Source organism: Bacillus cereus group sp. MYBK5-2 (assembly GCF_051915685.1).
Taxonomy (GTDB): domain Bacteria; phylum Bacillota; class Bacilli; order Bacillales; family Bacillaceae_G; genus Bacillus_A; species Bacillus_A cereus.
This window is the reverse complement of record NZ_JBQAFE010000001.1, coordinates 863781-879015: the sequence shown is the minus strand read 5'-3', so window position 1 is coordinate 879015 and position 15235 is coordinate 863781. Positions and strand designations below refer to the sequence as shown.

The following is a 15235-nucleotide window of genomic DNA, read 5'->3' as shown; positions in this document are numbered from 1 at the left end:
AATCCTTTTGATAATATTGTAATAAAAAAATGAACAAATAGGAAATTATCATTTTTTTATATTCATTAATTACAATTATTCGTTGACACGATATATACCAAGGATTACAATTAATCTCGAAATTGATTTTTTTGCATATTTACGTTTAACAATTAACAGAAAAATCAATATAAAAAAATGGGGGTTTCTTAACATGAGAATTAATACAAACATTAACAGCATGCGTACGCAAGAGTACATGCGACAAAACCAAGACAAAATGAACACTTCTATGAACCGTTTATCTAGCGGTAAATCAATCAACAGTGCGGCTGACGATGCGGCTGGTTTAGCTATCGCTACTCGTATGCGTGCAAAAGAAGGCGGATTAAATGTTGGGGCGCGTAACACACAAGACGCTATGTCTGCTTTACGTACAACTGATTCTGCTTTGAATTCTATTTCTAACATCTTACTTCGTATGCGTGACCTTGCTACTCAATCTGCGAACGGTACGAATGGTACAGAAGACCAAAAATCTTTAAACTTAGAATTTGCAGCATTAAAAACAGAAATTGATCACATTGCTGGTGAAACTAATTTTAACGGTAAAAAATTACTAGCTGGAGCAGGAACTGATATTGACGTTCAACTTTCTGATGTATCTGGTGATAAACTTACAATTTCAAGTGTTAGTGCCAAAGCAGCGGACCTTAAAATTACAAAAGATATTACTACTGCGACAGACGCTAGTGCTGCTATTACTGAGCTTGATACAGCTATTCAAACAGTTGCTGATAATAGAGCTACTTTCGGTTCTCAATTAAATCGCTTAGATCATAACTTAAACAATGTCAACAGCCAATCTACTAATATGGCGGCTTCTGCTTCGCAAATCGAAGACGCTGACATGGCAAAAGAAATGTCTAACATGACAAAATTCAAAATCTTAAACGAGGCTGGAATTAGCATGCTTTCTCAAGCTAACCAAACTCCTCAAATGGTTTCTAAATTATTACAATAATTCACTTGATCGTTTAAAGTAAAATTTACTATCTGTATTACGGATAGTAAATTTTATATTTTATCGACTACTGGAGGTTCTTAACATGAGAATTAATACAAATATTAACAGCATGCGTACGCAAGAATACATGCGACAAAACCAAGACAAAATGAACACTGCGATGAATCGTTTATCTAGCGGTAAATCAATCAACAGTGCGGCTGACGATGCGGCTGGTTTAGCTATCGCTACTCGTATGCGTGCAAAAGAAGGCGGATTAAATGTTGGGGCTCGTAATACACAAGACGCTATGTCTGCTTTACGTACAACTGATTCTGCTTTAAATTCTATTTCTAACATCTTACTTCGTATGCGTGACCTTGCTACGCAATCTGCGAACGGGACAAATGGTGGTAAAGATCAAGATTCTTTACAATTGGAATTTAAGGAATTAAAAGAAGAAATTGATCATATCGCTGGTAAGACTAACTTTAATGGAAAGAATTTATTAGCTAAGGCTGATCCAACTAAGGATATTAATATTCAGCTTTCTGATGTATCTGGCGATAATCTTACAATTAAAACTGTTGATGCAACAACAGGTGCTACAGGATTTAACCTTACAAAAACTATTGGCGATGCGACAGGCACCGGTGATGCTGCGGAATCAATTAAAGAACTTGACGCTGCTATCCAAAAAGTTGCTGACATGCGTGCAACATTCGGTTCTCAATTAAATCGTTTAGACCATAACTTAAACAATGTGAACAGCCAAGCTACTAATATGTCAGCGGCCGCTTCTCAAATTGAAGACGCTGACATGGCAAAAGAAATGTCTAACATGACGAAATTTAAAATCTTGAACGAAGCTGGTATTAGCATGCTTTCTCAAGCTAACCAAACTCCTCAAATGGTTTCTAAATTATTACAATAATTCATTTGATGGTTTCTTACTCTCTGTATTACAGAGAGTAATTATATATATATCTAAAAGCTATTGGAGGCTCTTATCATGAGAATTAATACAAATATTAACAGCATGCGTACGCAAGAATACATGCGACAAAACCAAGACAAAATGAACACTGCGATGAATCGTTTATCTAGCGGTAAATCAATCAACAGTGCGGCTGACGATGCGGCTGGCTTAGCTATCGCTACTCGTATGCGTGCAAAAGAAGGCGGATTAAATGTTGGGGCTCGTAACACACAAGACGCTATGTCTGCTTTACGTACAACTGACTCTGCTTTGAATTCTATTTCTAACATCTTACTTCGTATGCGTGATATTGCTACTCAATCCGCGAACGGGACAAATGGTGGTAAAGATCAAGATTCTTTAGACTTAGAATTCCAAGAATTGCACAAGGAAATTGACCATATCGCTGAAAAAACTAACTTTAATGGCAAGAATTTATTAGCTGCAACTGGAGCAAATATTGATATCCAACTCTCTGATGTATCTGGCGATAAACTTACAATTACATCAATTGATGCAAAAGCTGATAACCTACTTACAGCTGCTGGGACAAATGTTAAGACTTCAGCTGCTGCAAGTACTGCTATTACTAATCTGGATAAAGCTATTCAAACAGTTGCTGATAATAGAGCAACTTTCGGTTCTCAATTAAACCGTTTAGATCATAACTTAAACAACGTAACAAGCCAAGCTACTAATATGGCGGCGGCCGCTTCTCAAATTGAAGATGCAGATATGGCAAAAGAAATGTCTAACATGACAAAATTCAAAATCTTAAACGAGGCTGGAATTAGCATGCTTTCTCAAGCTAACCAAACTCCTCAAATGGTTTCTAAATTATTACAATAATTCACTTGATCGTTTAAAGTAAAATTTACTATCTGTACTACGGATAGTAAATTTTATATTTTATCGACTACTGGAGGTTCTTAACATGAGAATTAATACAAATATTAACAGCATGCGTACGCAAGAATACATGCGACAAAACCAAGACAAAATGAACACTGCGATGAACCGTTTATCTAGCGGTAAATCAATCAACAGTGCGGCTGACGATGCGGCTGGCTTAGCTATCGCTACTCGTATGCGTGCAAAAGAAGGCGGATTAAATGTTGGGGCTCGTAATACACAAGACGCTATGTCTGCTTTACGTACAACTGATTCTGCTTTAAATTCTATTTCTAACATCTTACTTCGTATGCGTGACCTTGCTACTCAATCCGCAAACGGGACAAATGGTGGCAACGATAAAGATTCCCTAAACTTAGAATTTAAGGCATTACAAGAGGAAATTGATCACATTGCAGGAAAAACTAACTTTAACGGAAAAAGTTTATTAGCTGAGGCTGGAACAGATAAGAATATTAGTATTCAGCTTTCTGATGTATCTGGCGATAACCTTACACTTACAGCAGTTGATGCAACAGCTACTACAGGACTTGGCCTTACAAAAACTATCGGAGCACCTGCAGCACCTGTAACGCCTCCTGCACCGCCTGCACCACCTGCTGCAGATAATGATGCTGCAGGTGCCATTGTACAACTAGATAAAGCTATCCAAACAGTTGCTGACATGCGTGCAACATTCGGTTCTCAATTAAACCGTTTAGACCATAACTTAAACAACGTAAACAGCCAAGCTACTAACATGGCTTCAGCTGCTTCTCAAATCGAAGACGCTGATATGGCGAAAGAAATGTCTGAAATGACTAAGTTCAAAATCTTGAACGAAGCTGGAATCAGCATGCTTTCTCAAGCTAACCAAACTCCTCAAATGGTTTCTAAATTATTACAATAAGCCATTTGAGTTAGTTTCCTGAATAAACCTCTCTGCTTGCGGAGAGGTTTATTTTTTCTATATAGATAGATTGAAAGATTTTTTAGCTTAAAGAGAAGCTCTAGCCATATTTAGTAGCGGTCAGGGCCTATTTTATTCTCGTTCCGTGTATGAAAACAAAAAGATAAAGTGAGAATAAGTCTCTTTTTCTCTTCATAGCCGTTTATTAGCTTCTGAATATTGATTATATCAATCTATAAGGAGTGTCTATTATGCGTATTGGTACGAATGTTTTAAGTATGAATGCTAGGCAGTCGTTGTATGAGAATGAGAAACGTATGAATGTGTCAATGGAGCATTTGGCGACTGGTAAGAAGTTAAACCATGCTTCTGATAATCCCGCTAATATTGCAATTGTGACTCGAATGCATGCGAGAGCAAGTGGTATGCGCGTGGCGATTCGTAATAATGAGGATGCGATATCAATGCTTCGCACGGCAGAAGCTGCCCTTCAAACTGTGACGAATATTTTGCAGCGTATGCGTGATTTAGCCGTTCAATCTACGAACGGTACGAATTCAAATAAAAACCGTGATTCACTGAATACAGAGTTTCAATCTTTAACAGAACAAATTGGCTATATTAGCGAGACAACTGAATTTAATGATTTATCCGTATTTGACGGTCAAAACCGCCCTATTTCATTAGACGATATCAGTCATACGGTACATATGACGAAACATATTCCCCCTTCCCCTACACAACATGACATCAAGATTTCAACAGAACAAGAAGCAAGCGCGGCGATTCTTAAAATTGAAGAGGCTTTACAAAATGTATCACTTCACCGTGCCGACCTTGGCTCTATGATAAATCGTTTACAGTTCAATATTGAAAATTTAAATAGCCAAAGTATGGCGTTAACAGATGCTGTATCTCAAGTTGAAGATGCGGATATGGCGCAGGAGATAAGTGATTTTTTAAAGTTCAGATTGTTGACTGAAGTTGCGCTTAGTATGGTTTCACAAGCAAATCAAATTCCGCAGATGGTTTCTAAACTACTACACTCGTAAAAATTCATCTTCCTTCTTTGGAACGATTCCATACAAAATAAAAGGGAAATACATATAAACTATGTATCTCCCTTTTATTTTGTACCCAAATTTTATTACTGTGTTACGGTCATAACTTGTCCGCTACGATCAACCATAATTTTCATTTTACCGTCCTGTGCATTATATAGCCCTAGTTTATGTAATTCCATTTTACAATCTTGTACGAAAGTTGGTAATTTACGTATTTGATCAATATCAGAACTTGTAATGAAATGAATTAAAAGCTGCGTCATACCTTTAATATCTTGTACAAGATCTTCTTTCTCTCGTTTTAGCCTTTCATTTTCTAGTTGTAACGACTGCAATTCATCTTCTAAGCTACGTGTATTCTTTGCTTCTCTAGAACGCCCTGCCGCCATGCTAGAAAGCTTATAAATACCTTCCATAAACTGATGTAGTTCGTCTTCTTTCCTTTCACTACACTGATTAATTGTTTCAAAGTTATCAACGATACCAGATATAACTGTTACAAGATTTTTTTCATCCTCTTTATGCTGGATTTCTTCTTTTAATTCGTACTCGTTTTCTTGTTTTCTTGCAACGATTGTCTCTTTTACTGGTATATATTTTCGCTTTCGTCCCGGTTTTTGTTTTTCAATATTTTCAAACGGTATTTCACGTTTTTTCAATTTATAATACGTATTTTGCAATTGACTTTCCGTTTTAGGAAAAAGATTTAGTTCATTTTTACTTACGTATTTTGAAATATTTAAAATGTTTAAACCGTGACGCTGACAAAATTGATACACTTCATACAGTAGCTCTAGTTCAGACTTCAGCCATGTAATTGTTGATTTTTCATATGCTCGCATCCCGCCATTTTTTTCTATATCTATTTGGAATAATACCATTCTATTATGTAAATCAACTAATTCTTCATACTTTACTTGGAATTCTTTTTCTATTTTTTTAAATTCCACCTCTAGTTGCATATCGTTCATTTTATTATTTGACATGTTTTGTAAAAGACCTAATACATTAATTGCTGTGTGGTGATACATAATCTGTGCCACTCCCCCTCATCCTTTCACAATTCTCATCTGACTCCCATGTCTTTTAAGAAAATAGCAATTTTTACATATCCATATTATAACAGTTCGAAATTATCTGTCAAATAATAAACATACAAAAATGTATAGAAAGTATAAAAATTCGGAAAATATTTTTTGATTAATATGTAAAATTGCATATTAATTACATTTAATTATATTATATGGTATTTTAAATGTTTTTTCACCGAAAAAATTTGCGTTACCACGAAATATTACTAAAATAACAATCGAAAATACGTTTGCTTATATTTTTAAATCAAAAATCTCTAAATAAAGATTATTCACACATACAGCGACAAACACCCAAGAAACCTTTCATTTTTCTACCAGCTTAAAGTATAGAATACTAAAAAGGAATTAGCCATATGTAGCATTGGCTAATTCCTTCCTCTCTCTAACAGAATAGAGTTATAAACCCAGTCTTCAAATCCTCAATCGAAGTCTCACTTCTTCTTACCTAAAACTACTTCATACCTCTGAACTCACATCGCATGAGACTCTATTAAGCACTGAAAACTTCCTTACATAAGTAGTTCCTCTATTCCTACTAAATAGAAAAATGTTATACACCAGCTCTTCTAGTTACCTATATCTCAACATCGCATAGGGCTCTATTAAGCACTGACCGCTCAACACTTGGCTAGAGCTTCTATTCCGGCTAAATAGAAGCTTTTAAAGCACTAACTTATCAACTAAACCAATTAGCTCTTGAATATCTGGCTTACTTACTTGAGCATTTGCTCCTACAGCTTCACCTTTATGGAATAATTCATTTGTAATTAATGAAGAGAAAATAATGACTGGTAAACGATTCATTACTTCACTATCCTTAACCACTTTCGTTAAATGATGTCCATCCATTTTTGGCATTTCAATATCCGTAATTAGCAAGTGAATATGTTCAAACATTTTTTCGCCTTGCTCTTTCGCTAATTTTTCAATTTGCGCTAACGCTTCTGCACCATTGCTGAAGAAGTTCATTTTCGTATATCCAGCTGATGATAATGTTTCTTCTAATATTTGGCGAAGCATCGCTGAATCTTCTGCAATATAAATTACTTTTTCAGCTCGATCTGTTTTTTGTTCTAATCCTGCAATTGATTTATTGTCATAACCAGTGCCGCTAATTTCACATACAATTTTTTCATAATCTAATAGTAAGATGATTTTTCCATCTAGTTTTACAATACCAGATGTCGTTTCTTCTAGTCCCATAGATAATGAAGCTGGTTCATCAATCTGTTCCCACGAAATACGTTGAATACGATGCACTTCATCAACGCGAAAAATAACTTTCATTTGGTTTAATTCTGAGATGATAAATTTCGTTTGATCAAGTGGCTTTGTTGACTTTAAATTAAGAGCCATTGCCAAGTTAATAACAGGTAAAATTTCACCACGTACTTGAACAACACCTTCAACTGCATGATGAGATTCTGGCACAGTTGTAACAGGGAATGGATTAATGATTTCACGTACTTTCATTACATTAATACTAAATAGGTTTTCACCAACAGTGTACGTAACAATCTCTAATTCATTTGTTCCGCTTTCTAATAAAATACTTTGTGCTTGTGACATAAAGGTGTCGCTCCCCTTCCATTAATTCCGTATATCTAATTATTAAGCTTTATAAAAGAGAAAAAGTCAACTACCTATATAAAAAATATAGATAGTCGATCGATTCATTTTATTAAAAAACAATTAATCTTGTATAAAAGAAGCAAGTGCTTCTAATAACACTTCTTGCGCCCCTACAATTTCTGTCGGCATTGCTTCCCATTTTTTCGAAAGCTCCGTCTCTACTCTTATTCTCAGCTCAGAATTCATTTCTGCTAGCACATATTCTTTCGTTGCTATATCAACATCAAGTAGCGCGAGTGCATATAGTTCCGGGTCATTTATTTTTTCAAATAATCGTTTTAATACCACTGGTGCTATATGTTTTAATTTTTCAATATGAATTTCCTTATCCGAAAATAGTAACTCATATTGAATAAACGTAACATTTTCTTTAATCACTTTAAAATAGCAATTATTTTTTTTATCGTTTACAAAATAACCGTTTGGATCTGCAATAATACTTTCTACTTTACGAATTAAATCTGGCAAACTATTCGCCGCCATTACAGTCCGCTGCTCAACCTCACTCGGCGAAATGAATGTAACGCGATACTTATTTTGCGCCATCCTCTTCACCTCTCCTTTTATAAAAATCTATCGTCACAAACATATGAAATGAAACTAGCATACTCTCATTTCATTGCCCTATTGTCACAACTCACAGACTATAAAAAGTACTCACTTGCTATAAAGAGATTATTGTTCAACCATTCCAGTACATTTCTATAGTTCTCTTCTTACAGCTCCGAGCCACCTAAGACTAAAAACACTTTTAAGCGCCTTTAAGCAACTCGATATTGTTGAACCAAAACGCAATTTGCTGATCCGTAATGCCTGATAATGTAACAAAAAACTCACGGCACTTCATCTCGTCCTTAAACAGTTGATACTTCCATGCGCCATCACTGCCAATACTGACGAAATAAAACTCATGAATACGACCAATAATCGCTTCCTTTTCAGCAAATGAATACGGGGGCACTTGCTTAATTTCAAATTGATCTGGTAAATATACATGCTCTTCTCGTTCCATTTTTAGCACTTGCTCAGCAAGTTCACGTTTATTCTCGAAAAATGGCAATTGTAAAATTCGTTCTTGTCTTGTCATACGAATAAAAACCCTTTCTACTACATTACGATCTTTCTTTATAATACATTATCGAATTAAGTTTACAACTTCATTTAATACTTCATCTGACACTTTAATTACTTTCGCATTTCCTTGGAATCCACGTTGATATAACATTAAGTCAACGAATTCTACAGATAAATCTACGTTTGAACTTTCTTTTGCTGAACCTCTTACATTACCTGCACCATTCTCACCAGCAACACCTATCCCTGGAATCCCTGCTGATGGTGTGGCAATGTAATTGCCATTCCCAGTTTTCATTAATCCACCTGAATTAGGGAATGTAGCTACAGCTAGTTGTCCTACAACCTTCATACTACCATCCGAATATCTCATCATAACGAAACCACCGTCAGAAATTGAATAGTCATTTGCAATTGCAGCTGGACGCCCCGTTACTTCTGTTGTAGAAATAGTTTTCCCTGTTGGATAATTTGTTAAACCACTTAAGTCCAGTGTCAGTCCCTTACCAAAAGGAATTTTAACCGTTCCACCTTTAGTAATTTCACCAGTTACTGGATTTTTTTGTACAGCTTCATCTGTCTCCTTTAGATTTCCTAATGTATCAAATTTAAGATTTTTTTCGCCCGTCATGCCTTCAACCGGCTTAAACTCTTTTTCGTTTTTAGAATCATTTCTTACAGAAACTGTATACGTATATTCACCTGGCACAGGTTTTTCAACTTCTTTACCATCTACAGTCTCTTTTGTAGTCTTTTGTTTAATATTTACACGTAACGTTAACGAGTTCCCTTCCTCATCAAAAACTGTGAATTCGTGAGATAATGCATTTTGATTTCTAGGAAGGTTTCCACCTATTGTTGCTTTATCTGTTTGAATCCCACCAACAGCTGATCCCATTGGAATATGAATTGGACTTGGTCGTGAAGAAAAATCTATTTCTTGAGTTCCTGTTTTCACACCATACCCTAGCACATACTGACCACTTGTATTTGTAACATAGTTATCTTTCGATACACCGAAAGACCCTTTTCTCGTATACTCTACATTTCCGCTATTACGATCGCCAACTAAAAATAAACCATTTCCCTCTATTGCTGTCTCCATCTTATCACTAGTTAAAGTAATAGAACCATCACTAAAATCTGTAGATGTCCCACTAAACTTTACACCGTTACCGATACTCTTTGGATTCGTACCAGCATAAGCACCATCCCCACGTGAACCAACCGTATTATTATATAGCAGATCATCAAAAATAGCTTTTTGCTTTTTATATCCAACTGTTTGTGCATTTGCAATATTATTTGAAGTAACACTTAATGCATTTTGTGCCGCATTCATCCCTGTAATACTCGTATATAACGCTTTAATCATAACCTATATACACTCCTTTTATTAATTTTGCTTAACCTCTTCATTTTTCTCTATATCATCTTTCTTCTCATCTTCTGGATTTGTTTCTGCTATCGGTTTATCTGAAACCCTTTCTACAAAACGAAGTGAGACAACTTGATTATCAACAATAAGTTGTACATCGTTATTTTCGGCAAGTCGAACTGTTTCCACTTGACCAGTCACTTGCTCCCCCTTATTGTTTATACCTCTAACATACTTTCCTAAAAATTTCATCCCACCATCAAGAGCTGTCGTATACATCGTTGATTGTAGTTTATCTACTGCTTTCGTCATATTTTGTACTTGCTCCATAAGCGATAGTTGAGCCGTTTGATTCATCATTTGGTTCATATCCATCGCATTAAACGGGTCTTGATGTTGAAAGCTCGCTAAAAAAAGTTTCAGGAAATCATCTTTATCCATAATACCGGGTGTTTTTTGATTACTTGCTGATACTCCGTTTGTTTGTTGAACTGGCGATTGCACACCATTTACAGATGCGTTTTTTGTTTGTGCTCCTGCTTGTAACGGAATATGATTGGTACTCGTTGTATTTAATCCAACTGTTGGCACGCGTTATTCCTCCAATAATCCCGCAAATTCTGTTGATTGTTGTTTTTCATGATTTGTATTTGCTAATTTCTGTTTTTGCCTTTGCTCTTGTTCTCGCTGTTCTTTACGATTTTCATCTTTATCTGAATAGCTAATTTGAATATTGATTTCTTTTTCTTTTAACTTTAATCTCAATTCATCAAAAATGATTTCAACACGTTTTTTCGCATCGTGTTTTTCCATTTCTACGTGAACGTCAATTTGATCTCCGTGTTTTTTCATAAACACTGTTAATGTACCAAGTTTTTCTGGATTTAACTGGAATAAAACACGTTCTTGTTTCACTACAAATTTTTGCAGCGCTTCTACTTGCGCTTCCATTTTCTTTCCTAAGTCAGGTAATGAAACTTTCTCAGCACCACTATTTGATTTCCCTATTTGTTCGGTATTCGTCGTTTTATTTAATAATTCTGCACCTGCAAAGCTCGAATCGTTTAATGCATCAACTTCTGGCAACTCTACCTTTGCATCATCGCTCTCAAGTTTCGGAAGATCTACCTCTTTAGACTCTTCTTGTTCCTTTGCAATATTACAAGTTTCTGTTTCTACAACCTTCAATGCTTGCATCGTTTGCTCTGGCATCTTCATTTTGTCTAATACCATTTGCATTGTATCTTCTAAACATATAGCATTTTTGATATTCATATTTGAAAGAAGTTCTTGTAATTGTTGTAATTCAGCTGCAGGTAATTCATTAAGTTTAATATTGCCATATTCTTTATATAGCTCTTGTATTTTTTGTATGTATTGATATAACAATTCCGGCTGCACATGTAATTGCTCAATTGCAACCATTTGCTCAGATACAGCTAATAACAACTGTTCTGTCTCTTTTTTTTCTTCTTTCTTTACAATTGGTTCTTCTTTCGTTACCGATGGTTTAGAAAGGTTATATTCTTTTTTCTCTTCTTTTGGTGCTTCTTCTCGTTTCGTTTTCTCCGTTTTCGGCTGTTTTTTATTTTCCATTCTCATCGTACGATCGAATGAAGAATCTTCATTTTTCGATTGTACTTCTAGCCCTTTTTCTTTTTGCGGAGGTAAACTTTGTTGCACCGGTAATACAGACTGTATCACTACATTCACCTCATCCATTCATACACATTTTCAAATCCAGAAGCATTTTTTCTTCCAGCTTTTCTTGTGCTTGCGCAAGCTTTTTGCAATCTTCTTGATACATCTCATCAATGACACGTTCTTTTTCTTTTACTTGCTCTAAAAGACTTTCATTTTTTTGAATAAAACCTTCCGTTTTTTTAATTTTCCGATTCCATTCTTCAATTCTTTCAGGTGAAAACGTATGTGAAGAAAGCATACCAGCCATAATACGTTGCCCAGTTTGTACGACTTTACTACGCGATTTCACAACATATAAATCATATTCTTTTTTTTGTTCTATTTTTCTTTTTTCAGCTGCTAATTCATACACTTCTTTTAAAATATGTTCTTTTTCTTGATTTATTTGCAATTTTATTGTGTCGTACTGCTGTTTATCCACCTGTTTTCATAACCCCTTCCTATTATAACGTTCTCTTTTTCTATTATATAGTTTTTTTCCAAAAAAATCTGTGAAATATTAAAAAACAAAAAAATAAGACCTCTTATGCAGAGGCCTTATACTATATGCTGTATCGCTTCAACGATATCATCAAATTGGAAACTATCCGATCGACCTTGCTTTAAAAATGTATTTATGCCTTCTACTTTATTTTTACATTCAAAAATATAAGCATTTTCTTCATTTTGTTGAATCGTTCCTAGCTTAAAATACAATTCATTTTCTTTATAAATTGATAAAATCTTTCTCATTTCATTTGCAAGTTGCCAATGATGTGGCGAAACAATTTCTTCCATAATCCTACTTACTGAATCTAATACTGAAATTGCAGGATAATGACTAAGCGTTGCAAGCTCACGCTTTAATACAATATGTCCATCTAAAATACCACGTGCTAAATCTGGTACAGGACCATTTAAATCGTCCCCATCAACAAGCACCGTATAAATACCTGTTATAGATCCCTTTTGTGTTTTTCCGGAACGCTCTAACAACTTCTTCATATAACTTTCCATTAACAGTGTTTTACCACCAATCGGTAACTCTTTAACAGCAATATCAACACTTCTTCGTGCATCGGCAAAACGAGTAACAGAGTCCATCATAAGTAATACGTTATTGCCTTGATCACGGAAGTATTCAGCAATAGACGTTGCAAGTTTCGCTGCACGAAGTTGCATAAGGTGACTTTCATCTGACGTCGCTACAACAACGACGCTTTTTCGCATACCTTCCTCGCCTAACTCTTTTCGAATAAAGTCTTTTACTTCCCGGCCACGTTCTCCTACTAAACTAATAACATTTATATCAGCTTTTGCATTTTTTGCTATCATTCCAAGTAAAGTTGATTTACCAACACCTGACCCAGCAAAAATACCAATCTTTTGACCGATACCAATTGTTAGCATAGAATCAATTGATTTTATTCCTGTTTCAAATACATCGGTAATCTCTTCACGTTCAAATGCATGTATAGGTGGTGCATCTAGTTTTATTTTCTGTAATGGAATGTTTTCAGCTTCCTCATTTAACACTTCACCATTTGCACTTAACACTTTTCCGAGCAAGTGATTACCACGTGGTACAACAACATCTTCTGAAACTAGTGTCACTGAATCTCCATAACATACTTTTTCTGTCTGTTCAAATGGAAGTAGCATATTATTTTCTTTTTCAATGGCAATCACTTCACATAAGACGTTATGTTCTCCAACGAAGCAAACATCTCCGATCTTCGCTTTCGGCCCTTTTGCTACGAAAAACTGTTCTTGTACACTATGAACTTTGCCTACTTTCGTATACAGCGGTGTTTCAATGAACTTATTCCATTTTTCGTTCTCATTCATTAACAGGCGGCTCATACATTTTGCTCCTCAAATAACTTCTCTTCTTCCCATTTCTGACGAAGTTTCGCAAATATAGGTGCAAATTTAAATTCAAAGAACTCTTTCTCTTCTTCCAGAACAAATTCACCAAACTGCAGGGAGAAATCATATTTCCATTCTACTAATTGTAGTAACCAATATTCTTTCGTATTCTCCTTCTCTTCTTGAATACGTTCAAACGTTTCTGGATGTACTGTAATAATTAATTTTTCAAACGAAGTTGGCAATGTTTGCACGATGCCAGTTAAAATAGGTAACACATCAAGCAATCGTGAATCTACCGCTTGATTCACGATTTTTTCTGCTAAATGAAATGATTGATCCCATAATAACTCTGTCCATTCATATGCTATTTCTTGTTGTTCTTTTTGAAACTGCACACGCGCTGCTTCCATCTGTTCCATTTGTTCATGAATATGCATTTGAAATTGTTCTTTATCTTGTAATAACTGCTGACGCTCTCGTTCTAGCATTTGCTTCTCTTGCCTTAGCTGATTCATTTCCATATGTAACGATTCTTGCTGGGCGCGAAGTTCTGCATGATCAGCTTGTAATTCTTCCTCTTCTATTTGAACTGAAGCTGGTTTTGGAAATTGTAATTCATACGTTTCTTCAGAAAAAGAAACAGAATTCTTCGGAATTCTGTTTTTAAATAAGGACATCCTCTTCACCTCTTTGAACGATAATTCTTCCTTCTTTCTCTAGCTTTTTCACTGTACCAGTGATCGTTTGCTGCGCTTTTTCAGCATCCGTCATCTTAAGCGGTCCTAAGCCATCTAATTCTTCTAGAATCATCTCTTTACGGTTTGAAGACATACATGTAAATAATTTCTCTTTAATTTCTTCTTTTGCAATTTTAAGTGCTTTCGCAAGAACACCGTTATCTGTAATTTCTTCTAATACACGGCGAAGCGCAAGATCTTCAAGACCAAGTAAGTCTTCAAAGACAAACATATTTTCTTTAATTTTCTCAGATAACTCATAATCGACTTCATCCAGCTTTTGAAAGACTGTTTTTTCAACACCTCGTGAAACATTATTTAAAATATTTACGATTGTTTTCAAGCCATCAGTTTTATTAATTGCACTAAATGCCATATTATTTAATTTCGATTTTAACAACTCACCAATTTGATTAATTAACTCACCATCAACTTGTTCTAACTTCGCTATACCCATTACCGTTTCAACGCGCTTATGATCTGGCAATCTCTCAATTAATTGAGACGCAAGTTGCGGTTTAATATAAGAAGCGATAATTGCAATTGTTTGTGGTGACTCATCATTAAGCACTGTAAGAAGTGGCTCTAAATCTGTAAGTGAATTTAAGAACTCAAACGGATTATCTTTGTTATACCAAAGATCTTCCAATAATTTTTCCAGTTCGTCTTCTGGCATGTTTTTAAATATGCGACGAATGTATTCTTTATCTGGAGTGACTAAGTTCAATTCTTTTACATTTAGTTCGTATAAGAACTCTCCTAGTACATTTTCTAACGTTTCTGGTTTGTATACACGAAACTTTGCGATTTCACGAAGTAATACTTCTTTTTCCTCAGCTGTCATATATTCAATGACTTTTGCTGCCACCCCTTCTTCTAATGTACGAATAAGGATGGCAGCTTTTTCTTTGGAGGAGATTTCATCTAGCATCGTTG

Annotated in this window: 16 protein-coding genes; 5 read left to right on the top strand and 11 right to left on the bottom strand. The window is 35.2% G+C overall.

Features of this window, described 5'->3' with window-relative positions; translation table 11 throughout:
• The first annotated feature begins 193 nt into the window (after positions 1-193).
• From ACTFP3_RS04775 to ACTFP3_RS04755, 5 genes are all read left to right on the top strand, one after another.
• Positions 194-1003 (top strand): flagellin N-terminal helical domain-containing protein, encoded by an 810-nt coding sequence (locus ACTFP3_RS04775; protein WP_142408549.1) that lies wholly within the window; start codon positions 194-196, stop codon positions 1001-1003.
• Between the two features lie 85 nt (positions 1004-1088).
• On the top strand, positions 1089-1919 hold the full coding sequence (locus ACTFP3_RS04770; RefSeq protein WP_440009443.1) for a flagellin N-terminal helical domain-containing protein: 831 nt from the start codon (positions 1089-1091) through the stop codon (positions 1917-1919).
• Positions 1920-1997: 78 nt separating this feature from the next.
• Complete coding sequence (locus tag ACTFP3_RS04765) at positions 1998-2813, top strand: flagellin N-terminal helical domain-containing protein (RefSeq protein ID WP_048657275.1); 816 nt, start codon at positions 1998-2000, stop codon at positions 2811-2813.
• Positions 2814-2898: 85 nt separating this feature from the next.
• Complete coding sequence (locus ACTFP3_RS04760) at positions 2899-3765, top strand: flagellin N-terminal helical domain-containing protein (RefSeq protein WP_050252173.1); 867 nt, start codon at positions 2899-2901, stop codon at positions 3763-3765.
• Between the two features lie 251 nt (positions 3766-4016).
• On the top strand, positions 4017-4817 hold the full coding sequence (locus ACTFP3_RS04755) for a flagellin N-terminal helical domain-containing protein (protein ID WP_440009440.1): 801 nt from the start codon (positions 4017-4019) through the stop codon (positions 4815-4817).
• A gap of 95 nt (positions 4818-4912) precedes the next feature.
• Here ACTFP3_RS04755 and ACTFP3_RS04750 read toward each other — a convergent pair whose 3' ends face one another.
• The 11 genes from ACTFP3_RS04750 to fliG form a co-directional block, all read right to left on the bottom strand.
• A complete protein-coding gene (locus tag ACTFP3_RS04750; protein WP_000274687.1) occupies positions 4913-5860 on the bottom strand; it encodes a DNA-binding domain-containing protein in 948 nt (315 codons plus the stop codon).
• Between the two features lie 723 nt (positions 5861-6583).
• Entirely contained in the window at positions 6584-7492 is a 909-nt protein-coding gene (locus ACTFP3_RS04745; RefSeq protein ID WP_000075943.1) for a chemotaxis protein, read from the bottom strand.
• A 123-nt stretch (positions 7493-7615) separates the two neighbouring features.
• Positions 7616-8101, bottom strand: coding sequence for a hypothetical protein (locus ACTFP3_RS04740; RefSeq protein WP_000068301.1), 486 nt, complete (start codon positions 8099-8101; stop codon positions 7616-7618).
• Between the two features lie 205 nt (positions 8102-8306).
• Positions 8307-8642: a DUF3964 family protein gene (locus ACTFP3_RS04735; protein WP_000198175.1), complete on the bottom strand. Its 336-nt coding sequence runs from the start codon at positions 8640-8642 to the stop codon at positions 8307-8309.
• Positions 8643-8690: 48 nt separating this feature from the next.
• Positions 8691-10004 carry a flagellar hook protein FlgE gene (flgE, locus tag ACTFP3_RS04730; protein ID WP_000588310.1) on the bottom strand — a complete coding sequence of 438 codons (1314 nt, stop codon included), beginning with the start codon at positions 10002-10004 and terminating at the stop codon, positions 8691-8693.
• 21 nt (positions 10005-10025) lie between these two features.
• Positions 10026-10598 (bottom strand): flagellar hook assembly protein FlgD, encoded by a 573-nt coding sequence (locus tag ACTFP3_RS04725; RefSeq protein ID WP_001143477.1) that lies wholly within the window; start codon positions 10596-10598, stop codon positions 10026-10028.
• A gap of 3 nt (positions 10599-10601) precedes the next feature.
• Positions 10602-11711 carry a flagellar hook-length control protein FliK gene (locus tag ACTFP3_RS04720; RefSeq protein WP_440009435.1) on the bottom strand — a complete coding sequence of 370 codons (1110 nt, stop codon included), beginning with the start codon at positions 11709-11711 and terminating at the stop codon, positions 10602-10604.
• A gap of 10 nt (positions 11712-11721) precedes the next feature.
• Complete coding sequence (locus ACTFP3_RS04715) at positions 11722-12132, bottom strand: cytoplasmic protein (protein WP_324658968.1); 411 nt, start codon at positions 12130-12132, stop codon at positions 11722-11724.
• A gap of 116 nt (positions 12133-12248) precedes the next feature.
• On the bottom strand, positions 12249-13553 hold the full coding sequence (gene fliI, locus ACTFP3_RS04710) for a flagellar protein export ATPase FliI (RefSeq protein WP_000088695.1): 1305 nt from the start codon (positions 13551-13553) through the stop codon (positions 12249-12251).
• Positions 13550-14239 (bottom strand): FliH/SctL family protein, encoded by a 690-nt coding sequence (locus ACTFP3_RS04705; protein ID WP_000051690.1) that lies wholly within the window; start codon positions 14237-14239, stop codon positions 13550-13552. The genes fliI and ACTFP3_RS04705 overlap by 4 nt, the downstream gene beginning before the upstream one ends.
• The gene (gene fliG / locus ACTFP3_RS04700; protein ID WP_000883364.1) at positions 14226-15230 is read right to left on the bottom strand and encodes a flagellar motor switch protein FliG; all 1005 of its coding nucleotides are present in this window, start codon (positions 15228-15230) and stop codon (positions 14226-14228) included. The genes ACTFP3_RS04705 and fliG overlap by 14 nt, the downstream gene beginning before the upstream one ends.
• Positions 15231-15235 lie beyond the last annotated feature (5 nt).

What these genes read in the sequence shown, in the direction of transcription:
- ACTFP3_RS04775 (WP_142408549.1), top strand. Translation starts at nt 194, where the DNA reads ATGAGAATTAATACAAACATTAACAGCATGCGTACGCAAGAGTACATG.
- ACTFP3_RS04770 (WP_440009443.1), top strand. Translation starts at nt 1,089, where the DNA reads ATGAGAATTAATACAAATATTAACAGCATGCGTACGCAAGAATACATG.
- ACTFP3_RS04765 (WP_048657275.1), top strand. Translation starts at nt 1,998, where the DNA reads ATGAGAATTAATACAAATATTAACAGCATGCGTACGCAAGAATACATG.
- ACTFP3_RS04760 (WP_050252173.1), top strand. Translation starts at nt 2,899, where the DNA reads ATGAGAATTAATACAAATATTAACAGCATGCGTACGCAAGAATACATG.
- ACTFP3_RS04755 (WP_440009440.1), top strand. Translation starts at nt 4,017, where the DNA reads ATGCGTATTGGTACGAATGTTTTAAGTATGAATGCTAGGCAGTCGTTG.
- ACTFP3_RS04750 (WP_000274687.1), bottom strand. Translation starts at nt 5,860, where the DNA reads ATGTATCACCACACAGCAATTAATGTATTAGGTCTTTTACAAAACATG.
- ACTFP3_RS04745 (WP_000075943.1), bottom strand. Translation starts at nt 7,492, where the DNA reads ATGTCACAAGCACAAAGTATTTTATTAGAAAGCGGAACAAATGAATTA.
- ACTFP3_RS04740 (WP_000068301.1), bottom strand. Translation starts at nt 8,101, where the DNA reads ATGGCGCAAAATAAGTATCGCGTTACATTCATTTCGCCGAGTGAGGTT.
- ACTFP3_RS04735 (WP_000198175.1), bottom strand. Translation starts at nt 8,642, where the DNA reads ATGACAAGACAAGAACGAATTTTACAATTGCCATTTTTCGAGAATAAA.
- flgE (WP_000588310.1), bottom strand. Translation starts at nt 10,004, where the DNA reads ATGATTAAAGCGTTATATACGAGTATTACAGGGATGAATGCGGCACAA.
- fliI (WP_000088695.1), bottom strand. Translation starts at nt 13,553, where the DNA reads ATGAGCCGCCTGTTAATGAATGAGAACGAAAAATGGAATAAGTTCATT.
- ACTFP3_RS04705 (WP_000051690.1), bottom strand. Translation starts at nt 14,239, where the DNA reads ATGTCCTTATTTAAAAACAGAATTCCGAAGAATTCTGTTTCTTTTTCT.
- fliG (WP_000883364.1), bottom strand. Translation starts at nt 15,230, where the DNA reads ATGCTAGATGAAATCTCCTCCAAAGAAAAAGCTGCCATCCTTATTCGT.